The sequence below is a fragment of the Clostridium sp. AM34-9AC genome (assembly GCF_003480225.1).
In the GTDB taxonomy this organism is placed as follows: Bacteria; Bacillota; Clostridia; order Lachnospirales; family Lachnospiraceae; genus Acetatifactor; species Acetatifactor acetigignens.
In genome coordinates this window covers 203631-229164 of sequence record NZ_QUIU01000001.1, presented here as the reverse complement: position 1 = coordinate 229164, position 25534 = coordinate 203631, and the positions used below count along the sequence as shown (strand labels likewise).

Here is a 25534-nt window from a genome sequence, read left to right as displayed (position 1 = left end):
AGAGGAAAAGCCAATGTTACTGGATAAGATCGAGAAAGCAAACGATATCAAAAAAATAGATAAATCAGACTATGGGGAACTGGCGGAGGAGATTCGGCAGTTCCTGATCGAAAAGATCAGTGTGACCGGGGGACATCTGGGTTCGAACCTGGGAGCGGTGGAACTGACCATGGCACTTCATCTTGCTCTGAATCTCCCGGAGGACAAGATCATCTGGGATGTAGGTCATCAGTCTTATACCCACAAAATATTAACGGGCCGCAAGGACGGTTTCGATGTCTTACGCCAGTTCCATGGCATGAGTGGGTTCCCCAAGAGAAAAGAAAGTGATTATGACGCATTTGATACCGGACACAGTTCTACCTCCATATCCGCAGGACTGGGACTGGTGAAGGCAAGAGATCTCAAAGGGGAGAAGACCACCATTGTATCCGTGATCGGAGACGGCTCTCTGACAGGAGGCATGGCTTACGAGGCCTTGAACAATGCAGCCAAACTGGAGACGAACTTTATTGTGGTATTAAACGACAACAATATGTCCATCTCCGAAAATGTGGGCGGTGTTTCCAAATATCTGAACAATATCCGTACGGCGACCGGCTATCTGGATCTGAAAGAGGGCATATACAACGCTCTCAAGAGAAAACCCGGTGGCGACGGTATTGTCAACAGTATCCGCCGGGCCAAGAGCAGCTTCAAACAGCTGGTGATCCCCGGGATGTTTTTTGAGGATATGGGAGTGACTTACTTAGGCCCGGTAGACGGACATGATATCGAAGGCCTGATCAAGGTCATTGAGGAAGCCAAGAGAGTCAAGGGAGCTGTGCTGGTGCATGTGATTACCCAGAAGGGCAAGGGCTATGGACCGGCGGAGAAACATCCCGCCAGATTCCACGGGGCAGAGCCTTTTGACATCGAGACGGGAATTCCTTCCCATCCCCGCACCGTGGCCAATTATACGGATGTGTTTTCCACTGTTATGTGCAAGCTGGGCCAGCGGGACGAACGGGTAGTGGCAATTACGGCAGCCATGCCGGACGGCACCGGCTTAAAGCGCTTCCGGAATATGTACCCGGACCGGTTCTTTGATGTGGGAATTGCGGAGGAACATGCGGTGACCTTCGCAGCAGGACTGGCAGCAGGAGGCATGAAGCCTATTGTTGCGGTGTATTCTTCATTTTTACAGAGAGCCTACGATCAGATCCTGCATGATGTGTGTATTCAGAATCTGCCGGTAGTGTTTGCTATAGATCGTGCAGGGCTGGTGGGGAGTGACGGTGAGACCCATCAGGGTATTTTTGATTATACCTATCTGTCGGGAATTCCCAATATGCATATCTGTGCGCCGAAGAACAAATGGGAATTATCGGATATGATGAAGTTTGCCGTGGCACTGGATGCGCCCATTGCGGTGCGATATCCCAGAGGAACGGCTTATGCCGGACTTGCCGAACACCGTGCCCCCATTGAACTGGGCAAGGCGGAGTGGATCGCAAGAGAGGGCGGTATCGCATTGTTTGCCGTAGGCAGTATGGTAAAGACAGCGGAGGAAGTCCAGAAGCTTCTGCATGAAAAGGGTTACAAGGCAAGTATCGTCAATGCCAGATTTATCAAGCCCATTGACGAAGAGGCAGTACTTTCGGCCTGTGAAGATCATGAGATGATCGTGACCATGGAAGAAAATGTTCAAAGCGGAGGATTCGGAGAAAAGGTGTTGGATTGTCTGAATGACCACGAGAAACGGATCAAATGTGTCATGGCAGCTATTCCCGATGCTTATGTGGAACATGGAAATGTAGAGCTTTTGAAAAAGGAGATCGGATTGGATGCGGAAAGCATCACGGAGAAAATTCTGGAAAGATTATAAATAATTAGGAGACGAAGATGAAAGAACGACTGGATGTGATTCTGGTAGAGCAGGGGTATGCTCCTTCCAGAGAAAAGGCAAAAGCCATCATAATGTCCGGCAATGTCTATGTCAACGGACAGAAGGAAGACAAGGCCGGCACCGGATTTGATGTCAGCAAGATCAAGCTGGAAGTCAGAAATCATACCATGAAATATGTCAGCCGCGGAGGCCTGAAGCTGGAAAAGGCAATGGAACAGTGGGGATTTCTGCTGGACGGCATGATCTGCATGGATATTGGTGCATCTACCGGAGGCTTCACGGACTGCATGCTCCAGAACGGAGCCACGAAGGTGTATTCCGTGGACGTGGGACAGGGGCAGTTAGCCTGGAAACTGCGGAATGATGAGCGGGTGGTATGCATGGAACAGACCAATTTCCGTTATGTGACCCCGGAGGATATCCCGGATGCACTGGATTTCGCCAGCGTGGATGTGTCCTTTATTTCCCTGACCAAGATTTTGATCCCGGCGAGAAATCTGCTAAAGACCGGCGGACAGATGGTGTGTCTGATCAAGCCCCAGTTCGAGGCCGGCAGAGGCAAGGTGGGCAAGAACGGTGTGGTGAGAGAGCCTCAGATCCACGAGGAAGTGATCCGCAAGATCATCGATTATGCGGACAGCATCGGTTTCGAAGTACTGCATCTGGAATATTCCCCCATCAAGGGACCGGAGGGCAATATCGAATATCTGCTACATATCCGTAAGCCGGAGGAGATCTCCGAAGAAAAGCTGGCGCTGACCGAGCATGAAGCGGAGAGCGCCTTACAGACTATTATAGAGGAAAAGACCGGACTGTCCTATACCCCTGAATGGGATGCCGTAATCAAAGGTATCGTAGACAACTCTCATACCCTGTAACAGACAAGGAGTGCGAAGCTATGAAGCATTTTCTGATATATACCAACAAGCATAAGGATCAGGAGCTTGCGACCACGAAACGGATCCAGAATTATCTGGAAACCAAAGGCTGTACGGTGAAATTAAAGGTCAAGGAATCCGACTGGAAGGAAGAAGCGGATTCCGTGGCGGAAGAGGAAGCAACGGACATTCCGTTAGATGTGGACTGCATGATCGTATTGGGCGGCGACGGCACGGTGCTGCAGGCAGCCAGAGAGACGAAGAAGATCCTTGTCCCCATCATCGGAGTGAATCTGGGAACCGTAGGTTATATGACGGAGATCGAACTGTCTGGATTAGAGGAATCCCTGGACCGCCTGATCCGGGATGATTTTAAGAAAGAACGCAGAATGATGTTAAACGGTAAAGTCTGCTGTGCGGATGGAACCGTGTCGGAAGGCTGGGCTTTGAATGACATCGTCATTTCCCGAAGCGGATCCCTGCAGATCATAGAATTCAACATCTATGTCAACGGACAGCTTCTGAATCATTACAAGGCAGATGGAATGATCGTGACTACACCGACAGGATCCACGGGATATAATCTGTCGGCGGGCGGGCCGCTGGTGGAGCCCAAGGCGAAACTGATCACCCTGACACCGATCTGCCCCCACAGCCTGAACCAGAGAAGCATTATCCTGTCCCCGGAAGATGAGATCGTTATAGAGATTCCCGGTGGCAGAGAGGGCAAAAGCCAGACCGTGGAAGCCAATTATGACGGCAGCCACAAAGTGACCATGTGTACCGGAGACCGGATCCGTATTGTGCAGTCGGAGAAGATCACCGAGTTTATTCAGCTGAATCAGGTAAGCTTCCTGGATGTATTGCATCGGAAAATGAGAGATTCCTGACGAATTGTTGTGAGAAAGGCATGAGGTCAAGATGAAGAAAACAAGACATCGCAAGATCGTGGAGATTATAGAAAAAAGAGATGTGGAGACCCAGGAGGAACTGGCGGGCTATCTGAAGGAAGCCGGTTTTGCTGTGACACAGGCTACCGTATCCAGAGATATCAGAGAACTGAAGCTGTCCAAAGTACCCACCGGTGGCGGCAAACAGAAATACGTCATTTTAAAACAGGATGACAGTCATATGGGAGATAAATACATCCGCGTCCTCAGAGACGGTTTTATCTCCATGGATATGGCACAGAATATTCTGGTGATCAAGACCGTATCCGGCATGGCCATGGCAGTGGCGGCGGCACTGGATGCCCTGAAATTCTCCGAAGTGGTGGGATGTATCGCCGGAGATGATACGATCATGGTGGCAGTGCGGACCGTGGAAGATACCCAGATCCTTATGGACAAGATCCATCTGATGATAGAAAGGTAAGACAGGGGGAAATACATGCTTCGTAGTTTACGCGTGAAAAATCTGGCTCTTATCCGGGAGACAGAGGTAGAGTTCGGAGAAGGACTGAATATACTGACCGGTGAGACCGGTGCCGGTAAATCATTACTCATTGGATCAGTGAATCTGGCACTGGGAGGAAAGTTCGAGAAAGACATGCTCAGACGGGGAGAAGAGAACGGTCTGGTGGAACTGGTCTTCGACTGCGAGGAAGAAAGGCTGGCGGAAAAATTAAAGAGCATGGATCTGGAACCTTCGGAAGACGGAACCGTGATCCTGAGCCGAAAACTTTCCTCCGGGAAAAGCATCTGCCGCATCAATGGAGAGACCGTGACGGCAAAGCAGGTGAAGGAACTTTCGGAGCTGCTGATCGATATTCACGGACAACATGAGCACCAGTCTCTGCTAAACAAGAAAAAACATATGGAGATCCTGGATGCCTATGCGGGAGCGGAATTTGCAGAATGCGCAGGGCGGGTGGCTGCACTTTATCATGAGTGTACTGCCCTGGAGAAAAAGATCACAGAGGAAACTCTGGATGATACCTCCAGAAGCAGAGAACAGTCTCTGGCGGAATTTGAACAAAAGGAGATCGCGGATGCTTCCCTGCAGCCCGGAGAAGATGAGGAACTGGAACAGGCGTACCGCAAAATGTCCAACAGCCGAAAAATTGCGGAAAGCCTGGCGGAAAGCTATCAACTCAGTGGCAATGACGCGGAAGACGGTGCCGGGAATTCTTTGAGCAGGGCACTGCGGGCATTGCGTAGTGTGACCATGTATGATCCTGCACTGGAACAGATGGAGGAACAGTTGGCAGAGGTGGAAAGTCTTTTGTCAGATTACAATCATGATGTCTCCGAATATATGTCGGATCTGGAATTTGATGAAGAGGATTTTCGCAGTACAGAGGATCGTCTGAATACCATCAATCACCTCAAGGGAAAATACGGCAACACGATCGAAGAGATCCTGCGGTACAAAGAGGAAAAAGAAGCTTATCTGGAAAAACTGGCGGATTATGATGCCTATATGCAGAAATTGAACGCCGAGTGGGAGGAAAAGCAGGCGTTACTGAAGAAAGCCTGTGAAGAACTGTCTGAGATCCGTAGAAAAAACGCAGCGGTACTGACGCAGAAATTGAAAGATGCGCTGATAGGTCTCAATTTCCTGACGGTGGAATTTGACATCGCAGTCAGACCCGGTCAGGCCATTACAACAAAAGGCTATGATGATGTGGAATTCCTGATTTCCACCAATCCCGGAGAAAGTCTGAAACCTTTGAACCAGGTGGCCAGTGGCGGTGAACTGTCCCGGGTGATGCTGGCGATCAAAACGGTACTGGCAGGGAAAGATGCCATTGATACATTGATCTTTGATGAGATCGATACCGGTATCAGCGGCAGAACCGCATGGAAAGTAGCGGAGCAGCTGAGTATTCTGGCAGGAGCCCATCAGGTCATCTGTATCACTCATCTGCCTCAGATCGCAGCCATGGCGGATGTGCATTTCATTATTGAAAAGAGCAGTACCGATGATATGACCATTACGGACATTCACAAGGTGGCAGAAGAGGAAAGCCTGGCGGAGCTGGCAAGACTGTTAGGCAGTGATGCACTGACGGAAGCGGCGCTTTCCAATGCAAAGGAAATGAAAGAACAGGCAAACGGGTTTAAAGAAGCCAGATAAGGGAAATGCTATAGTGAAAGAAACATTGAAAAAGGATGAAGAAATACTTCATCCTTTTATTTTGTGCAAATTCAACCAAAATAAAGCACCATATTTGTGAATTAAATTGATTGAATTTGACTGAATGTGAAGATATAATAACATCATAAGAACAAGAAAGATGACAGACAGGAGGGATAGAAATGATTTGTACCGTGACTTTCAATCCGTCACTGGATTACATCGTGTCCGTGGATGACTTTCAGCTGGGGATGACGAACAGAACCTCATCAGAGCTGATTCTTCCGGGAGGAAAGGGAATCAATGTATCTATCGTACTGAAGAATCTGGGACTGGATTCCACAGCCCTGGGATATGCGGCGGGATTCACCGGAGAGGAACTGATCCGAAGATTGAACGAGTTTGGCGTAAATGCTGATTTCATCAAAATCGATCACGGAATGACCAGAATCAATCTGAAGCTGAAAAGTATTGACGGAACAGAGATCAATGGCTGTGGCCCGGATATTGATGCAAAAGCTTTGGAACAGCTGATGGAAAAGATTGACAGACTGGGAGACGGAGATGTCCTGGTATTGGCAGGAAGTATTCCTTATACCATGCCGGATGACATTTATCAGAGAATTCTGGAGAGAATTCAGGGAAGAGGTGTTCTCACCGTAGTGGATGCCACCAGAGACCTGCTGGTAAAGGTATTGCCGTATCATCCTTTTCTGGTAAAACCCAACAACCATGAATTGGGGGATATCTTCGGTGTGAAGCTCTCCACAAGGGAAGAGGTGGTTCCATACGGCAGGAAACTGCAGGAGATGGGAGCACAGAATGTACTGATCTCCATGGCAGGCGAAGGAGCAGTATTGATCGCAGCGGACGGACAGAGCATGGGAGCTCCGGCACCGAAGGGAACACTGGTCAACGGTGTAGGTGCAGGTGATTCCATGGTGGCAGGTTTCCTGACCGGATGGATGGAAAAGAAGGATTATGTACATGCTTTCCATATGGGAATTGCTGCAGGAAGCGCAAGTGCATTTTCCGAGAATCTGGCCACCAGAGAAGAAATCATGCAGGTATTACAGCAGGTAGAACAATAACAACGATAAATGTTAAAAGAGAGGATGGGTTTCAACATGAGAATTACAGATCTTTTGGACAAAAGAAGTATTTCCCTGAATGCGGCTCCGGCTGACAAAAAGGAAACACTGGATCTGGCAGTGGAGCTGATGGCAAAAAGCGGAAAGCTGTCTGATGTGGAGAAGTATCGTGAACAGGTCTATGCAAGAGAGGAAGAGAGTACCACGGGAATCGGAGAGGGAATTGCGATCCCTCACGGAAAATGTGATGCGGTAAAAGCCCCCGGACTGGCAGCCATGGTGATCAAAAACGGTGTGGAGTATGAATCTCTGGACGGGGAACCGGTGACCTTACTGTTCCTGATTGCAGCACCGAATACAAAGGATAATGTACATCTGGATGTGCTGAGCAAATTGTCCGTGATGTTGATGGATGAGAATTTTACCACTTCCCTGAGAAATGCAAAAAGCGTAGAGGAATTCTTACAGATCATTGATGCGGCAGATGAAAGTGCCAAGAGCATTGATGACAGATTAAGTGATACCGGCATTACCACCGAAGAGAATAAGGGCGTTAAGCTTCTGGCAGTGACCTCCTGTCCTACCGGAATCGCTCATACCTATATGGCAGCGGAAGCATTGGAAAAGGCAGCCAGAGCAGCAGACTGTCAGATTAAGATTGAGACCAGAGGCTCCGCAGGCGCAAAAAATGTACTGACTGCAGAAGAGATTGAAGCGGCGGACTGCATCATCGTGGCAGCGGATGCGAAGGTTCCCATGGATCGTTTCGATGGTAAAAAGGTTATCAGCTGCCAGGTATCCGACGGTATTGGCAAGGCAGACCAGCTGGTAGAACAGGCAGTAAACGGTAATGTGGAAGTCTTCCACGGTGAGAACGGAGAGGCAAAGGCGGCCGTAACCGGTAAGGAAAGCGCAGCTCATAAGATCTATACCCAGCTGATGAACGGCGTATCCCATATGCTTCCTTTCGTAGTCGGTGGAGGTATTCTGATCGCAATTGCATTCCTGATCGACGGACTGAACGTTGATATCAATGCACTTCCCGCAGATCAGAGAAGTAACTTTGGTACGATTACTCCCATAGCCGCAATGTTCAAGAATATCGGCGGCGTGGCATTCGGTCTGATGCTTCCGGTACTGGCGGGCTTCATCGGAATGGCCATCGGTGACAGACCGGCACTGGCACTTGGCTTTGTAGGTGGCATGATGGCAGCCAACGGAAAGTCCGGATTCCTGGGTGCACTGGCAGCAGGTTTCCTGGCAGGCTATCTGATCCTGGGACTTCGCAAGATCTGCGATAGGCTTCCCGATGCCATTGAAAAGCTGGCACCGGTACTGATCTACCCGGTAGTGGGTATCCTGATCATGGGACTGGCAATGAATTTCGTGGTAGAACCGATCATGGGTGGCATCAATACAGGACTGAATAATTTCCTGAGTGGTATGGGTGATTCCAGCCGGATCGTACTGGGACTGATCCTGGGCGGCATGATGGCTATCGATATGGGCGGCCCCTTCAACAAGGCAGCTTATGTATTCGGAACCGCAGCAATTACCGCAGGCAACTACGATATCATGGCAGCTGTTATGATCGGAGGTATGACTCCTCCCTGTGCCATTGCACTGGCAACCCTGTTATTCAAGAATAAATTCACCAAGGAAGAGAGAGACGCAGGTCCCACCAACTTCATCATGGGCCTGGCGTTCATCACCGAAGGTGCGATTCCTTTTGCAGCATCCGATCCTCTGCATGTGCTTCCTTCCTGCATCATCGGTTCGGCACTGGCAGGCGCCCTGTCCATGGCATTCCACTGCACACTGATGGCACCTCACGGCGGAATTTTCGTATTCCCTGTAGTAGGTAACGCAGTGATGTATCTGGTGGCACTGGTGGCAGGTACGGTAGTGTCCGCACTGCTGTTGGGTGTATTGAAGAAAAAAGTAACCACATGAGCAAAAGGGAAGCTCTGAAAGAGCGGTTTTGCGAATGCGGGTGCTGAATAGTTACCGTAATATAAAAAATCAGAAGAGGAGATAAGAAAATGAAAGAATTTAAATATGTTATCACAGATCCCGAAGGTATCCATGCTCGCCCCGCAGGAGAACTGGTAAAGGCAGCAAAGGAATTCCAGAGTGCCATCACTCTGACCAAGGACGGCAAGACCGGAGACTGCAAGAGAATCTTCGGCATCATGGGTCTGGCTGTTAAGGCCGGCAACGAGATCACCCTGACCTTCGACGGTGAGGATGAGGAAGCAGCTTATGCAGCTGTTACGGAATTTGTGAAAGCAAACCTCTAAGTAATCATAATATTATCGTCAGGAGAGGAGAAAAGTCATGGAAGTCTACCAGGGAAAAAGTGTATTCGGCGGAATTGCCATTGGCAGGATCAGTGTTCATAAGAAGGATGAGCAGCAGGTAAAGCGTGTGAAGATCGAGAATCCCGACCGGGAGATCGCCCGTTACAGACAGGCCAGACAAACCGCCATGGAGCAGCTGCAGAATCTGTACCAGAAAGCCTTGAAAGAAGTGGGAGAAGCCAATGCAGCTATTTTCGAGATTCATCAGATGATGCTGGAGGATGATGATTACAATGAGTCCATTGAGAACATCATTCATATGCAGCAGGTGAATGCAGAGTATGCGGTGGCTTCCACCGGAGACAATTTTGCACAGATGTTTGCCTCTATGGAGGATGACTACATGAGAGCCAGATCTGCGGATGTCAAAGACATTTCCGAGCGCGTATTAAGCGTGCTGGGTGGCAGAACGGCAGGCATGGCAGCATCGGAAGAACCCGTGATCATTGTGGCAGACGACCTGGCACCCTCCGAGACGGTACAGTTGAACAAGGATCTGGTATTATCCTTTGTAACGGTACATGGATCTGTGAATTCCCATACGGCGATCCTGGCCCGCACCATGAGTATTCCGGCACTGATCGGCACCGATATCCCTCTGACCGATGCCATAGACGGAAAACTTGGTATCGTGGACGGACGAAACGGCTGCATCTATGTGGATCCCGATGAAGATACTCTGTCGAAAATGCAGCAGCTAAAGCAGGAGGAGCAGGAGAAGAAAGAACTGCTCCAGACCTTAAAGGGACGTGAAAATATCACTATTGACGGTAAGAAGATCATGCTCTATGCTAATATAGGTAACAGCAAGGATCTGGCGGCCGTATTGCAGAACGATGCCGGCGGCATCGGCCTGTTCCGCAGTGAGTTTTTATATCTGGAGAGAGAAACCTTCCCTACCGAGGAAGAACAGTTTCAGATCTACCGCACTGTGGCGGAGACCATGGCGGGAAAGCCTGTGATCATCCGTACACTGGACATCGGTGCAGACAAGAAGTGCGATTACTTCGAAATGGAACCGGAGGAAAATCCGGCCATGGGATGCCGTGCCATCCGTATCTGTCTGACCAGACCGGAGATCTTCAAGACACAGCTCCGTGCACTGTTCCGCACCAGCGCATTTGGTAATATCTCCATTATGTATCCTATGATTATAAGTGTGGAGGAAGTACATCAGATCAAGGAAATCGTGGCAGAGGTAAAGCAGGAACTGACAGAACAGGGTGTGGCTTTCGGAGAACCGAAGCAGGGTATTATGATCGAGACACCGGCTGCTGTCATGATGAGTGCAGAGCTGGCGAAGGAAGTGGATTTCTTCAGTATCGGTACTAACGATCTGACCCAGTACACACTGGCCATCGACAGGCAGAATCCGAAGCTGGATGCATTTTACGATCCGCACCATCCGGCAGTGCTTCGCATGATACAGATGGTCGTGGAGAATGCCCACAAGGCAGGTATCTGGGCGGGCATCTGTGGAGAACTGGGAGCAGACCAGACACTGACCAGACGTTTCCTTGCAATGGGTGTGGATGAATTATCCATGTCTCCCGGAAGTATTCTTCCCGTGCGTAAGATCATACTGGAGACAGATGTGACAAAGGAAAGAGAAAATAACAATTTATGCTGACAGAACAACGTTATGAGATCATTCTGAAATTATTGGAAGAAAAAAACAGCATTACGGTGGCCGAGGTAAAAGATCTGTTAAATACGTCGGAATCCACGGTACGCCGGGACATCACAGCATTGCATAATGCCGGGAAGCTGGTAAAGGTCTTTGGAGGTGCTGTGGCATGTGACCGGACGGTGATAACACATGAACCCACGGTGGAACAGAAGGCAGAAGTCAATGTGGAAGCCAAACAGCTGGTGGCTGCCAAAGCGGCAGCACTGATCCAGCCGGAGGATTTTATCTATCTGGATGCAGGTACGACCACAGCAAGTATGCTTTCTTATCTGACAGAGAAAAGTGCCACCTTTGTGACCAATGCGGTAGCGCATGCCAAGACACTGGCAGCGGCAGGATTCCGTGTATATCTCGTCGGCGGTGAATTAAAAGGCTCCACGGAGGCTGTGGTAGGCAATCAGGCACTGATGAATTTACAGAGCTATCATTTTACCAAAGGCTTTTTTGGAACCAACGGGATCAGCAGGCAGAGTGGCCTGACCACACCGGATATGAATGAGGCCATGGTGAAAAAGACTGCCATGGGACAATGCAGAGAATGTTTTATTCTGGCAGATCATTCTAAGTTCGGAAATGTCAGCTCTGTGACCTTCGGGGCGTTTCAGAGCGGAACGATTCTGACGGACGACTGCCCGGAGGAATATAAAAGCAGTGGGAATGTGGTCATTTGTGGTTAAACTGGAGAAAACTGTAAACCGCAAATCCCGGTGATCACAGATTAAAAATAGGAATGTGACGTACACTATACCCTATACAGCAATGACAGAAGTTCAGTGGGGGAATGTGTATGAAGCTATGGATTACGGAAACGGAAAAAGTAAAAAGGCAGGCAGGAGAAGATGCAGTCATCATTTTGCAGCTCTGGAAACAGAAGGTGCGCAGACTGCGGATTTACCGGGCCTGCCTTTGTGCTGCCCTTATCCTGGCCGGTATGGGACTCTTTGGCTACAGCTATTATCTGGTGGACAGCAGTATTCCTTCTGTTATTTATATGCGGGCGGAATCGGAGGAATCACTGGCACTGGATATTCCCGCAAAAGGTGAGATTTTAAGTGTCAGTGAACAGGGAACCAGTAATATTCCCCAAGGTGCCGTGACACTGGATCTGAGTCAGCCGGTGACTATGAAGACCGGAATGACGGACAGCCTTGAGATGCAGGTGAAGCTGTTCGGGATCCTGCCTTTTAAGCAGGTGGGGATCCGGGTGATCGAGGATCAGCAGCTGATCCCGGTAGGTGTTCCCATCGGAATCTATGTCAAGACCGAAGGGGTAATGGTCATAGGTACCGGAGAGTTCCGTTCTGTCAACGGGGAGAAGGTGGCTCCGGCGGAACATATTTTGAAAAGCGGCGATTATGTGGTGAAACTGAACGGCACGGAAGTGGCGGACAAGGATGATCTGATCACCCGGATCGAAAACGGTAATGGAGAAGCAGCGATTTTGACGATCCGGCGGGGCGAAGAATATTTTGATGTTAAAATCGATCCGGTACAGGATCAGACGAAGAAATATAAGATTGGTGTCTGGGTCAGGGACAATGCCCAGGGTGTGGGAACCATGACCTACATTGACAGTCAGGGAAATTTCGGAGCACTGGGGCATGGAATCAATGATGTGGACACCAGCAACCTGATGGAAATGAATGACGGAACCCTGTACCAGACGGAGATCATCTCCATTCAGAAGGGAACGGCCGGTCATCCGGGGGAAATGACGGGAATGATCGTCTATTCTGATGACAGGATTCTGGGGGATATTACCAGCAACAGTGTCCGGGGAATCTTCGGCAAGTGCAATGACAAAGCACTGGCACTGGGAACGGAAGAGGCGATGCCCATTGGATTAAAACAGGAGATCCGAAAGGGACCGGCGCAGATTTTGTGTACCGTAGACGGCACCACCAGATACTATGATATCGAGATCACCGACATTCATCTCGATCATGACAACGTGAACCGGGGAATCGAACTGAAAGTCACAGATTCTGACCTGATCGCCCTGACCGGAGGAATCGTCCAGGGAATGAGCGGTGCACCTATCATCCAGAACGGTAAATTCGTAGGGGCCGTCACCCATGTTCTCGTGCAGGACAGTACCAGAGGATATGGGATTTTTATTGAGAATATGCTGGAGCAATAAGGTTGCCGTCCGGCAGTTAACATGGTAAAATAAATTAAATATACATTCAAATGCAAAAATGGATTTGTAATGTGAGGAATAGGGAAAATGCGCTGACGTATGAAGAAGATGCGAAGAAATGTCTGACCGCCGGAAGGAATGCACATCTGGCGGAACCGTTCCAGATGGAGAAAGCGATCGCAGCCATTGCGGAACATTGTAAGAAATAATAATTTTGGACAGATTTTTCAGAGGATAGGGATATAGAGGAGAAAGAAAATGAGTATACAGCAGCTCAGAAATCTGACCACGCTCTGCTATATCGAGCAGGACGGAAAATATCTGATGCTTCACCGGGTGAAGAAGGAAAATGACATTAACAAAGACAAATGGATCGGCGTGGGTGGTCATTTCGAGGCGGACGAAAGCCCGGAGGACTGTGTGCTCCGGGAAGTAAAGGAAGAGACAGGATATACTCTGACGGCCTACCGGTTCCGGGGAATCATCACCTTTTTATACCGGGACGTCTGTGAGTATATGTGCCTGTATACGGCGGATGGATTTACGGGGGAACCGAGGGAGTGTGACGAAGGAGCACTGGAATGGGTGGAGATCAATAAGGTGGAGGAACTGGATCTCTGGGAAGGGGACAAGATCTTTTTCCGGCTGCTTCGTGAGAACCGCCCCTTTTTCTCCTTAAAACTGTCTTACGATGAGAATGGTATCCTTCTGGATGCAGTACTGGACGGTGAGCCGATAGCAACAAAGGAAGGCAGAAAAATGCCGGAGGCGGAAAGTGGGACAATGAATTGAATTTTACGGAATTTGTACGGAACTATCACATACAGTTAAACGAACAGCAGATGCAGGCGGTACAGGCTACGGAAGGTCCGGTACTGCTTCTTGCGGTTCCAGGAAGCGGTAAGACCACCGTACTGGTCAGCAGACTGGGCTATATGATCTATTGCCTGGGAATAACACCGGAGTCGATCCTGATAGTGACCTATACGGTGGCGGCAACGAATGATATGCGCAGGCGGTTTGCGGGGATGTTCGGAGAAGCGGATGCAGAGCGGCTGGAGTTTCGCACCATCAACGGCATCTCCCAGAAGGTACTGCAATATTTTGCCTACCGTACCGGGAAAACGCCTTTTCAGGTGGCAGATAAGGAAGCCTCGGCGGCCGTCAAACAGTCTTTTCTGGAAGTAACGGGGAAATACGCCACGGAAAATGATATCAAAGAGACCCAGCTGGATATCACCTATGCGAAAAATATGCGTCTGACACCGGAGAAAATCCGGGATATGGACACGGATGTGGAGAAATTCCCGGAGATATTCCGTACTTATAATGCGAAACTCAGGCAGATGCAGATGATCGATTACGATGATCAGATGATCTACGCCCTCAGAATTCTGGAACAGTATCCTGAGGTACTTGCACATTTCAGGGAGCAGTATCGGTATTTCTGTGTGGATGAAGCGCAGGATACTTCGAAAATACAGCATGATATGATCGACCTGCTGGCGGCGCAGAGCCGGAATCTGTTTATGGTGGGAGATGAAGACCAGAGTATCTACGGCTTCCGGGCAGCTTACCCGCAGGCACTTGTCTCCTTTGAGGACAGACACCCGGGAGCAGGGATCCTTCTCATGGAGACCAATTACCGTAGCAGGCAGGAGATCGTCCGGGCGGCGGATACTCTGATCCAGAAGAATAAAAACAGACATCCGAAGAAGATGACCGCGGCCAGAGAAGGTGGTGGCTGCGTTACAGAGATCAAGGCAGTATCCAGACAGGGACAGTACAATTATCTGCTGAAAGTAGCCCAGGACTGTGAACAGGAGACGGCAGTATTATACCGGAATAACGAAAGTGCACTTCCCATCATTGATCTGTTGGAACGTAAAGGATTGTCCTGCCGGGTGAAAAATTCGGATATGACCTTCTTTTCCCATCCGGTGGTCAACGATATCTGTGATTTTATTCAGTTGTCTCTGGATCCATGGGATGGGGAGGCATTTCTTCGGATCTATTACAAAATGGGAGCCGGTATCAGCAAAAAGGCGGCCATGGAGGCGGTGGATGCCAATACCAGACGACTGACACTGTTGGATACGGTGGCGGAAATGGATGAGGTATCCGTTTACACCAGAAAACAGTGCAAGGCACTGGCTACCCATCTGGACAATATGCGGTATGAGTCAGCAGGAAAAGCTATCTACCGGATCCTGAATTATATGGGATATCAGGAATTCATGGATACCCACGGGTTGGACAGTGGCAAGGCGGATATATTAAAGGCCCTGGGAGATCAGGAGAACAGCCTGTTTGATTTCCCTGCAAGATTACAGAAGCTGCAGGAGATGATGCGAGAGGGCTACGGGGATCCGAAGAGTAATTTTATCCTGTCCACGATCCATTCCAGCAAGGGACTGGAATACACAAGAGTGTATCTGGCGGATATGCTGGCGGGAGTGATCCCTTCCCAGATTCCGGGGAGGGGCTGTGTACCGGATTCCCCGGAGGCCAATGCCTATGAGGAAGAGAGAAGGCTTTATTATGTGGGAATGACGAGAGCGAAGGAACAGCTGTATGTATTTACCTTTGGACCGAATCTGACCTCTGCTTTTTCAGGAGAAGTGTTTGAGAAAACGAAGCCGTTAAACGCTGTAAGAAAGACCGGTACGGCTGTCGGGATCAGAGGCTCGCTGCTAAAGACACCGGACAAAAAGGTGCAGAAGCTGCCGCCACGGGAAGTGGAGGCCTGCATCGCAGCCTGTGAGTCCGGACGGGAAGTACAGCATCAGAAATACGGAACCGGCAGGATTGCGTCCGTATCGGCTGACGGCATTGCCCAGATTCTGTTTGCAGGCGAAAACAGTACCAGAAAAATATCCCTTCCCATTGCGTTTTCCGGGAAGATACTTACCTTAAAATAATACATACCAGAGAGGGACAGCAATGTATACAATCGTAGTGGCAGATGACGAAGAGGAATTACGCAGAGCAATCATAAGGAAGATCGACTGGGAGAGCATCGGATTTCAAGTCGTGGGGGAAGCGGAGAACGGCATCGAAGCTTTGGAACTGGTGGAGAGGATGGAACCGGATCTGCTGCTTACGGATATCCGGATGCCTTTTGTCTCCGGAATCGAGCTGGCAAGACAGGTCAGAGAGGTACGTCCTACCACACAGATCGCCTTCTTAAGCGGCTTCGATGAATTTTCTTATGCCCAGCAGGCCATCCAGTACAATATCATCAGTTATATGTTGAAACCTATCACTATGGTGGATCTGACGGAAGAACTGAAGAAGATCAAGCTTAAGATCGACGGAATCTTTGCGGAATTTGATGCCAGAAAACATGATAATCCGGATCTGCAACAGTTTTTTCTGCCCCTTTTGCTAGATGATTATGCCAGCTTTGAGGGGCAGGACCGGGAGGAACTTTTACAGGAACAGGCGGTTGGCAACGGCTTTTTGAAGGATCGTAATAATGCCTTTCAGTATGCGGTGCTGGCCATCACGGTGGAGGATACCAACGGGAAGAACCGTACGAGACCGGAACTGGTACATTCCGTGGATATGATACTGCAAAAATATATGAAGCATTATTCTTTTGCCATGGACGGCAGGATCATTGCAGTGCTGGCGGCCACCACGTCGACCTTCGACCGGTATCTGCATATTGCCGTGGGAGAGATGGTACAGAGTACGGAACGCATTCTGAAAATGCATTGTCATATCGGTGTCAGCCGTATCAGAGAACATCTGGGAGAATGCCACGAGGCCTACAGAGGAGCTATGAGTGCATTGGGATATTGCACTCCGGGAGAGAGCGGCATCCATTATATTGCCGATGAAGAGCGGGATAACACCATGGACATGGAGCTGGCGGCGGAATGTGTTACTCAGATGGAGAATCTGATCCGTGGTGGTTCCCGAGAGGAACTGGAAAACTATCTGAAGGATGTATTCGGCAAACTGGAGGTGCAGCAGGATGCTGCCCTGAAATGCAAATTCCTGATCTTCCGGATGTCCTCGGCGCTGATCCGCATTGCCTATACGGTGACAGAAGATTCCGCCCTGCTCCAGCGTTTTGCCATGCTGGAAGGTCCGATACGGGAATCCAGGGATCGTTTCACGGCACTTTGCCTGGAAGTATGGGAACTGGTCAATGCGGGCAAGAAAAAGAGCAGCCAGATCCTGTGTGAAAAGGCCATGCAGATCATCGACAAGGAGTATGGGGATCCGTCCCTGTCTCTGGTGGGCGTCAGCAACAGCATTCATGTGAGCCCCAATTACCTGAGTGCCCTGATCAAAAAAGAGACCGGGTCAAGCTTCGTGGATCTGTTGACGAAAAAGAGGATCGAAACGGCAAGGGAACTGGTACTGGGCAGTTCCATGAAGATGCGGGAGATTGCGGAGCGCTGCGGTTACAGCGATCAGCATTATTTCAGCTACTGCTTTAAAAAGTATTGCGGGGTATCTCCCAATGCCATGCGACAGGAGAAAGAATAAGATATGAAGAAGCAAAAAACGTCCCTTTCTTTTATCATTACGACATTAGTGGTGGGACTGGTTACCCTGTTTTTGTTGTGGTCCACTTTTTACTTTTTTTCTCTTTATGTCGGAAGTATGAAACAGGCGGCACATACCAGCAGTGAACAGGCGGTGACTCAGGCTTCCAATACCATTTCTAACTACATCGGAGATATGCAGGAGATCATGAGTCTGATCGAGAAGGATCTGACAAAGAGCGGCGGAAGTACCGGGCAGACACTGGAGACTCTTTGCAGTGTCCGGTCGGATCTGGTGGCGGTCTATATCTATGATGAGCAGGGGAAGCTGGTGGATTCCCATACGGGAACTCATACTCTGAAGGAACATTATCTGAAGGATCTGTCTTATATCGAACTGGATTCCTACAGCCCCGGGGTACTCTATCTGTCGGAACCCCATGTGGAATCTCTGTTGCAGGACTATTATCCCTGGGTGGTATCGGTCTTACAGGAGATTCCCGGAGCAGACGGACAGAAGCTGCGGGTAGTCATTGATATCCGTTTCTCCAAAATATCGGATTATGTGGACGATGTGGGAATCGGACAGCATGGCTACTGCTTTATCACAGACAGTAATGGAGAGATCATCTATCATCCCCAACAGCAGCTGCTGTATTCGGGTCTTAAGACGGAAGCCACGGAGGGACTGGATCTGAGCCACAACGGTTCCTTTGAGACCGAAGAACTGATCTGTAGTGTCCTGGCGCTGGATAACTGTAACTGGAAGGTGGTGGGTGTCAGCTATATCAGTGAACTGGTGACGGCCAAAGAGATGGAACTGGTGGGAAACATCTGTGTCATGCTGACAATCATTCTGCTGACGACCATGGTGGTCAGTGTTCTGGTATCCAGACTGGTGACCAATCCGGTGCAGCGTCTGATCCGGGCTATGGAAGAGTTCGAAAAGGATGCTGCGGGATATGTTTATCAGCCTGTGGAAGGCACCACGGAGATCGAGGCACTGTCACAGTCCTACGAGCACATGGTAAGAAAAATCCAGAAACTGATGAAGCAGGTACGTCAGGAAGAGATTTCCCTGCGCAAAACGGAGTTAAAGGCTCTGCAGGCCCAGATCAATCCCCACTTCTTATATAATACGTTGGATGCCATCGGGTGGCTCTGCGAGGAAGAAAGGTGTCAGGATGCCGTGGAGATGGTCAATGCTCTGGCGAAACTGTTTCGTATCAGTATCAGCAAGGGGCACGAATTGATCCCCATTGAAAAAGAAGTAGAGCATGCCAGAAGCTATTTAAAGATCCAGAATTTCCGCTATAAGAATCAGTTTTCCTATGAGTTTCAGGTGGAAGAGGACTGTCTGCAATATTACTGTAACAAGATCACCCTGCAGCCCATTATCGAAAATGCCATCTATCACGGACTGGACCGCATGGTGGATGAAGGACGGATTCTGATCCGCATCTACAGCGAAGGGGAAGATGTGGTCTTCCGGGTGGAGGATAACGGTGTCGGTATGTCAGAGGAACAGTGTCGGTCGATCCTTCATAAGGAGCCGGGAGATAATTCTGGCATCGGCATCAAGAACGTCAACGACAGGATTAAGATTTATTTCGGAAAAGAGTACGGTCTTTCCATAGAAAGCGAACTGGATGAAGGCACTACTGTGATCATACGGATGCCGAAGGTGGAAGAAAATGCAGCGGCAGGATGGGAGAAAGTATGAGAAAACAGAAAATGAAAAAAATACTGTCCCTGCTGGCTGCGGGTGTCCTGCTTCTTATGAGCATGAGTGGCTGCGGAAAAGAAGCTGAGACAGGGAAAACCCAGGTGGCTATGATCGTGAAGTCCACGGAGAGCGCCTTTTTTAAAAGTGTCTTTGCGGGTGCCCGGGCGGCGGCTACGGAATACAATCTGAATGTTACGTTTAACGGCCCGGAATCGGAAGAAGATTATGTGACCCAGAATGAGATGGTGCGGCAGGCCATGGAGGACGGAGTGGATGTGATCGTTTTCTCTGCGGTGGATTACAATGCCAATGCGGAGATCATCGGTCAGGCAGCCCAGAGAGGAATTAAGATCGTTGTCATTGACAGTGATGTCAACAGCAGTATGGTAAGCTGCCGCATTGGGACCAATAACCTGCAGGCCGGTGTGAAGGCGGCGGAAGCAGCTCTGGCGGTGGGAGAAGACGAACTGTATATCGGTATCGTGAATTATGATGTGAATTCCGCCAACGGGCAGCAACGGGAACTGGGATTCCGGCAGACGGTGGAGCAGGACCCGAGAGTAAAGGATATTACCACCATCAATGTCCTTTCCACCACGGAGGATGCCAGAGCGGGAGCAAAAGAGATGCTTTTGTCGGATTCCAGGATCAATGTGGTGGTGACCTTTAACGAATGGACCAGCCTCGGTGTGGGCTGGGCCATCCGGGATCTGGACCGGGGAGACAGGACGCAGGTGGTGGCGTTTGACTCCAATGTGGTCTCTGTGGGAATGTTGGAGACCGGGGAGGTGGATGCCCTGATCGTGCAGAACCCCTATGCCATGGGGTATCTGGGAGTGGAGACGGCAGCGAACCTGATCAACGGACAGACCGGCGGCCCCAGCGTGATAGACACAGCCACCACTATTGTGACCAGAGAGAACATGTACGAGCGGGAGAGCCAGAAGATATTGTTCTCTTTTGAAGAGAGAAAGTAACTATTCAGAACCCCACTCGCAAAACCGCTCTTTCAGAGCTATTCTTTTGCTCATGTGGTTACTTCGCCGAATAAGCATTACATAATTCTTACGAATGCAAGCGTTCGACGAAATTATGTAATGCTTTTCGGCTCTGAATAGTTACAAATTATGTACAGAACATGAACAAAATGTGTACAGAATAGTATATTTTTTAACCCCATGCGTAAGATTTTGTATATCTTTTATGTACAAGATGCCATATAATTACCTCATCAAGAGATGAAACACATACATTTTCATCAAAACAAGGAGGTATTTTATATGAAAAAGTTCATGTCACTACTGTTGGTCGGCATTATGATGCTCAGCCTCGTAGCGTGCGGAAAGAGCGGCGGAGGAAAGGGAGAGTTGAATGTAGGAGTATTCTATTACACCTACAGTGATACATACATCTCCAGCGTGCGTACTGCACTGGATAATGCGCTTACCGAAGCAGGCATCAAGTTCCAGAATTATGACGGCAACAGTAACCAGACCACCCAGAACGAGCAGATCGATACCGCTATTGCACAGGGTACCAACCTTCTGATCGTCAACATCGTAACATCCGGTTCCGTAGACGCTTCCCAGGCCATCGTTGACAAAGCAAGCGCAGCAGGAATCCCTGTAATCTTCTTCAACCGTGCGGTAGAATCCGATGAGGATGAAGGTAAGGTATTAGGCAGCTATGACAAGTGTGCATTCGTTGGAACCGACGCTCCCGAAGCTGGTCACATGCAGGGTAAGATGGTTGGTCAGTATGTAGTAGACAACTTTGACACCATCGACTTAAACGGCGACGGCAAGATCAGCTATGCAATGTTCATGGGTCAGTTAGGTAACGTAGAAGCAATCTATCGTACCCAGTACGGTGTAGAAGATGCAGATGCAGTGATCACCGCAGCAGGCAAGCCTGCTCTGGAGTACTTCGATGCATCCAATACCGATAAGTATCAGGTTGACCAGGACGGTAACTGGTCCGCAACCGCAGCTAACAACTACATGACCACCAACCTGTCTCAGTACAATGAGTCCGCTGGTAACATGATCGAGCTGGTTATCTGCAACAACGACGGTATGGCTGAAGGCGTTATCTCCGCTCTGAATGACAAGGGCTACAACTTAGGCGATGGCAACTGCACCACCATTCCTGTATTCGGTGTTGATGCAACTGACGCAGCCAAGCAGCTGATCGCAGACGGCAAGATGACCGGTACCATCAAGCAGGATGCAGAAGGTATGGCAAACGGTATTGCTTACCTGGCTAAGAACATCCAGGCTGGCAAGGATCTGATGGCAGATACCGACAGCTTCAACATCTCTGAGAAGGTTAGCAACAAGATCTACATCCCTTACGCTACTTACACCGGAGAATGATCTGAATAACAAGTAAATAAAAGAAGCGGCTGCTGCATCTGGCAGCGGCCGCTCTTTATGTATAGGAGGATGCGTATGGGACAGGAAGTATTACTTCAGATGACAGACATATGCAAGGAATTCCCCGGCGTAAAGGCACTGGATCATGTATCCCTTACCGTAAAAAAAGGAACGGTACACGCGCTCATGGGAGAGAACGGCGCCGGTAAATCCACCTTAATGAAGTGTCTGTTCGGCATCTACAGTAAGGATGCAGGCAAGATCGAACTGGAAGGCAAGGAAGTCAATTTCAAAAATTCCAGAGAAGCACTGAATAACGGAGTGGCCATGGTTCACCAGGAACTGAATCAGGCACTGAAGAGAAATGTCATGGATAATATCTGGCTGGGCCGTTATCCCATGACAGCAGGCATTATGGTCAACGAGCACAAGATGCTGGAAGACACCAACAAGATTTTTGAAGAACTGGGGATCGCTGTAGACCCCAAGAGAATCATGAGTACGATGCCGGTATCACAAAGGCAGATGGTAGAGATCGCGAAAGCGGTATCCTACAACAGTAAGATCATTGTATTTGACGAACCTACTTCATCCCTGACGGAAGAAGAAGTGGAGCATCTGTTCAAGATCATCAATATGCTTCGTGACAGAGGATGCGGTATTATCTATATTTCTCACAAGATGGCAGAGATCCTGCGGATCGCAGATGAAGTCACCGTCATGCGTGACGGTACCTGGATCGCAACAGAGCCTGCACAGAACCTGACTACAGACAAGATCATCAAACTGATGGTAGGCCGTGAACTGACCAACCAGTTCCCGCCCAAAACCAACAAGCCCGGTGAAGTGGCATTGGAGGTAGAAAACTTAAGCGCAAGATATTCCTTGTTGCAGGATGTATCCTTTAAGGCTCGAAAGGGTGAGATCGTAGGTCTGGCCGGACTGGACGGCAGCGGCAGAACGGAGACACTGGAGAATATCTTCGGTGTGGCCACCAGAAAAGACGGTGTGATCAAACTGGACGGCAAAGAGGTCAGAAACCGCAATGCCAGAGAGTCCATTAAAAACGGTTTTGCACTTCTGACGGAGGAACGTCGTGCCACCGGTATCTTCGGAATCCTGAATATCCGGGAGAACACGGTGATCTCCAGTCTGAAGAAACATAAAAAAGCAGGATTTTATCTGAGTGATAAATCCATGGAGAAGGACACTGCATGGGCCATTGATGCCATGCATATCAAGACACCTTCCCAGAAGACGAAGATCCGGTCACTGTCCGGTGGTAACCAGCAGAAGGTTATCCTCGGCAGATGGCTTCTCACAGAGCCGGAGGTGCTGATGCTGGATGAGCCTACCAGAGGTATCGACGTAGGTGCAAAGTACGAGATCTACCAGCTGATCATCGATCTGGCCAATAAGGGCAAAGTTGTCCTGATGGTATCTTCGGAGATGCCGGAGCTGCTGGGTGTATGTGACAGAATTCTTGTCATGAGCGGCGGTAAGCTGGCAGGAGAAGTAGATGCCAAAAATACGACACAGGAAGAGATCATGTCTCTTGCTGCAAAATATGTATAGGAGGATATGCGTATGAATCCCGGCAAAGCAATTCAGAATAAAATTAACGGCGTAAAGCAAAATTTTGCAGACTACAAGAAGCTGGACAGCAGAGACAAGAAGACCTATTGGAAAGAATTTTTACTTAACAATGCCTTATACATCCTGCTGATCGTAGCAATTATTTACACTTACATCCAGAACTCCAATTTCCTGTCGGCGGCTTCCATTGTCAACATCATCAGCCTGTCTGCGGCGAACCTTCCCATTGCCTGTGGTATTGCAGGATGTATCGTATTGACAGGTACCGACTTGTCCGCAGGACGTGTGGTAGGACTGACCGCATGTATCACGGCATCCCTGATGCAGTCCGTGACTTATGCCACCAAGATGTTCCCGAACCTTCCGGTACTTCCGATCCCTCTGGTGATCCTGATCGTACTGTTGGTCGGCGGTATCGTGGGATGGGTCAACGGTTTCTTCGTAGCGAAATTCCAGTTGCATCCTTTCATCGTAACTCTGGCTACCCAGTTGATCGTATACGGCCTACTGTTAATGTACATCATGATCAACGGCAATAACGGTCAGCCTCTGTCCGGTCTGGATCAGCACTTCAACGATGTGGTAAAGGGAAGCGTGATCTCCTTCAATGCCGGCGGCGCGAGAATCGCCATTCCCAACTATGTATGGCTGGCAGCTTTGATCGTTGTTATCATGTGGTTCATCTGGAACAAGACCACCTTCGGTAAGAACATGTTTGCAGTAGGTTCCAATCCCGAAGCAGCAAAGGTATCCGGTGTTAACGTAATGAAAACCACCATTTTAGTACATACACTGGCAGGTGCCATGTACGGTCTGACCGGTTTCATCGAGTCTTCCCGTATCGGTTCCAACACAGCAAATACCGGATTGAACTACGAGTGTGATGCCATTGCAGCTTGCGTTATCGGCGGTGTCTCTTTCGTAGGTGGTACCGGTAAGATCAGTGGTGTCGTACTTGGTGTATTTCTCTTAAGAATCATCTTCGTAGCACTGAACTTCCTGTCCATCAACATGAACATGCAGTATGTGATCAAAGGACTCATCATTCTGGTTGCCTGCGCGATCGATATGAGAAAGTACCTGGTAAGAAAGTAATGACATAAGACTCCCCCATAGAAAACATCCGTGACTGCTTGCAGGTAAAGGATGTTTTCTACGTGGGTAGTAAAACAATATGAGTATGAAGGACGACAGTCCGGAATACGAATATTGGTTGCAATTTCGAGAGTGCGCAGCACATAGAAATTGCTTATGATAGATTAGGAAAAGGAAAAATTATGAATCAGGAACGAGTGACAACAGAGAATACAGAAGAAAAGGCAGCAGAAGTCACCACGCAGTCGGAAACGACGCAGCAGCCGGAGAAAGCAATCCGTCCGAAAGGAAAATGGTTCGGCCGCGGCATTTACGGAAGCAAGGATGTTCCCATCCGCATTCTGGATGGCCTGATCGGTGTCCTGATCGTGGTGATCGTGGGAATGATTATTTTCTTCGCGGTACGCGGTGGATTCAACATTGTGTACGATACGGACGGCGGAAGTGAAGTGGCAGCCCGGAAGGTACGCTACGGTGAATTCCTTACAGAGCCCGAGACCCCTTATAAGCCCGGCTACACCTTTGACGGGTGGTATACGGAAAAAGAAGGAGAGACAGTGCTGTGGTATTTCCAGTCGGAGAAAGTCACCGGCGATATGACTCTGACCGCTCACTGGGTTCCCGCACAGTTCACCGTGAAATTCGACTATGACGGCGGCACCGGTGCCGACGGTTCCGCCGTGGAATCCAAACAGGTGACCTTCGGCGAGACCTATGGCGAACTTCCCACCCCGGTAAAAGAAGGGAGTACCTTCGCTGGCTGGGAGTACAGCGGACAGACTATTACTGCAGACACCGTCGTCCAGATGACCGGGGAGCATGTGTTGACAGCCACCTGGAATTAACTGAAGAGTTAGTGAAATATCCCCGTAGCCCGTATTGGGGCTAAGAACCGCAGACCCGTTTCCACTTCGGATGCAGACCGTAGCGGTACATAAGCGAGGAAAGTACCCTCGCTAAGTACCGACGGCTGCTTAGAGTCTGCTTGTCCTTACCCCAACGCGGGCTACTGTTTTTTCGCAGGCTTTCCAAAACGCAGAATGCCCGCGGCGGATGGAATGTCCTTCCGAAGATGTTTGTCGGGAGGTGGTGATATTTTCTCGAAAAGTGTTGAA

21 protein-coding genes are annotated in these 25534 nt (G+C 49.4%); all 21 read left to right on the top strand.

The window, feature by feature from the left end; genetic code table 11:
* The first annotated feature begins 13 nt into the window (after positions 1–13).
* Positions 14–1867: a 1-deoxy-D-xylulose-5-phosphate synthase gene (gene dxs, locus DW835_RS00935; protein ID WP_118730491.1), complete on the top strand. Its 1854-nt coding sequence runs from the start codon at positions 14–16 to the stop codon at positions 1865–1867.
* A 17-nt stretch (positions 1868–1884) separates the two neighbouring features.
* The gene (locus DW835_RS00930) at positions 1885–2766 is read left to right on the top strand and encodes a TlyA family RNA methyltransferase (protein WP_117464857.1); all 882 of its coding nucleotides are present in this window, start codon (positions 1885–1887) and stop codon (positions 2764–2766) included.
* A gap of 20 nt (positions 2767–2786) precedes the next feature.
* The gene (locus DW835_RS00925) at positions 2787–3656 is read left to right on the top strand and encodes an NAD(+)/NADH kinase (protein ID WP_118730490.1); all 870 of its coding nucleotides are present in this window, start codon (positions 2787–2789) and stop codon (positions 3654–3656) included.
* A gap of 31 nt (positions 3657–3687) precedes the next feature.
* Positions 3688–4140 carry an arginine repressor gene (gene argR, locus DW835_RS00920; protein ID WP_022313659.1) on the top strand — a complete coding sequence of 151 codons (453 nt, stop codon included), beginning with the start codon at positions 3688–3690 and terminating at the stop codon, positions 4138–4140.
* 15 nt (positions 4141–4155) lie between these two features.
* Positions 4156–5844, top strand: a complete 1689-nt coding sequence (gene recN, locus DW835_RS00915; RefSeq protein WP_118668284.1) for a DNA repair protein RecN — start codon at positions 4156–4158, stop codon at positions 5842–5844.
* A gap of 182 nt (positions 5845–6026) precedes the next feature.
* Positions 6027–6935, top strand: coding sequence for a 1-phosphofructokinase (pfkB, locus tag DW835_RS00910; RefSeq protein ID WP_118730489.1), 909 nt, complete (start codon positions 6027–6029; stop codon positions 6933–6935).
* A gap of 36 nt (positions 6936–6971) precedes the next feature.
* Positions 6972–8888, top strand: a complete 1917-nt coding sequence (locus DW835_RS00905) for a fructose-specific PTS transporter subunit EIIC (RefSeq protein ID WP_118730488.1) — start codon at positions 6972–6974, stop codon at positions 8886–8888.
* Positions 8889–8977: 89 nt separating this feature from the next.
* Complete coding sequence (locus DW835_RS00900) at positions 8978–9235, top strand: HPr family phosphocarrier protein (protein ID WP_118668286.1); 258 nt, start codon at positions 8978–8980, stop codon at positions 9233–9235.
* A gap of 37 nt (positions 9236–9272) precedes the next feature.
* Positions 9273–10925 carry a phosphoenolpyruvate--protein phosphotransferase gene (gene ptsP, locus DW835_RS00895; protein ID WP_118730487.1) on the top strand — a complete coding sequence of 551 codons (1653 nt, stop codon included), beginning with the start codon at positions 9273–9275 and terminating at the stop codon, positions 10923–10925.
* Entirely contained in the window at positions 10919–11662 is a 744-nt protein-coding gene (locus DW835_RS00890; protein WP_022313666.1) for a DeoR/GlpR family DNA-binding transcription regulator, read from the top strand. The genes ptsP and DW835_RS00890 overlap by 7 nt, the downstream gene beginning before the upstream one ends.
* A 110-nt stretch (positions 11663–11772) precedes the next feature.
* Complete coding sequence (gene spoIVB, locus DW835_RS00885) at positions 11773–13125, top strand: SpoIVB peptidase (RefSeq protein WP_182426960.1); 1353 nt, start codon at positions 11773–11775, stop codon at positions 13123–13125.
* Positions 13126–13196: 71 nt separating this feature from the next.
* Positions 13197–13334, top strand: coding sequence for a hypothetical protein (locus tag DW835_RS17865; protein ID WP_172594758.1), 138 nt, complete (start codon positions 13197–13199; stop codon positions 13332–13334).
* A 49-nt stretch (positions 13335–13383) separates the two neighbouring features.
* On the top strand, positions 13384–13917 hold the full coding sequence (locus DW835_RS00880) for an 8-oxo-dGTP diphosphatase (RefSeq protein ID WP_118668288.1): 534 nt from the start codon (positions 13384–13386) through the stop codon (positions 13915–13917).
* Positions 13914–16046, top strand: coding sequence for an ATP-dependent helicase (locus DW835_RS00875; RefSeq protein WP_243036994.1), 2133 nt, complete (start codon positions 13914–13916; stop codon positions 16044–16046). The genes DW835_RS00880 and DW835_RS00875 overlap by 4 nt, the downstream gene beginning before the upstream one ends.
* Positions 16047–16068: 22 nt before the next feature.
* Positions 16069–17628, top strand: a complete 1560-nt coding sequence (locus DW835_RS00870; RefSeq protein WP_022313670.1) for a response regulator — start codon at positions 16069–16071, stop codon at positions 17626–17628.
* 3 nt (positions 17629–17631) lie between these two features.
* The gene (locus DW835_RS00865) at positions 17632–19350 is read left to right on the top strand and encodes a sensor histidine kinase (RefSeq protein WP_022313671.1); all 1719 of its coding nucleotides are present in this window, start codon (positions 17632–17634) and stop codon (positions 19348–19350) included.
* On the top strand, positions 19347–20330 hold the full coding sequence (locus DW835_RS00860; protein WP_022313672.1) for a substrate-binding domain-containing protein: 984 nt from the start codon (positions 19347–19349) through the stop codon (positions 20328–20330). The genes DW835_RS00865 and DW835_RS00860 overlap by 4 nt, the downstream gene beginning before the upstream one ends.
* A 303-nt stretch (positions 20331–20633) precedes the next feature.
* Entirely contained in the window at positions 20634–21728 is a 1095-nt protein-coding gene (locus DW835_RS00855) for a galactose ABC transporter substrate-binding protein (protein ID WP_118668289.1), read from the top strand.
* Between the two features lie 75 nt (positions 21729–21803).
* Positions 21804–23303 carry an ATP-binding cassette domain-containing protein gene (locus DW835_RS00850; RefSeq protein WP_118668290.1) on the top strand — a complete coding sequence of 500 codons (1500 nt, stop codon included), beginning with the start codon at positions 21804–21806 and terminating at the stop codon, positions 23301–23303.
* Positions 23304–23315: 12 nt separating this feature from the next.
* The gene (locus tag DW835_RS00845; protein WP_022313676.1) at positions 23316–24419 is read left to right on the top strand and encodes a hypothetical protein; all 1104 of its coding nucleotides are present in this window, start codon (positions 23316–23318) and stop codon (positions 24417–24419) included.
* A gap of 182 nt (positions 24420–24601) precedes the next feature.
* Positions 24602–25264, top strand: coding sequence for an InlB B-repeat-containing protein (locus DW835_RS00840; RefSeq protein WP_118537172.1), 663 nt, complete (start codon positions 24602–24604; stop codon positions 25262–25264).
* Positions 25265–25534 lie beyond the last annotated feature (270 nt).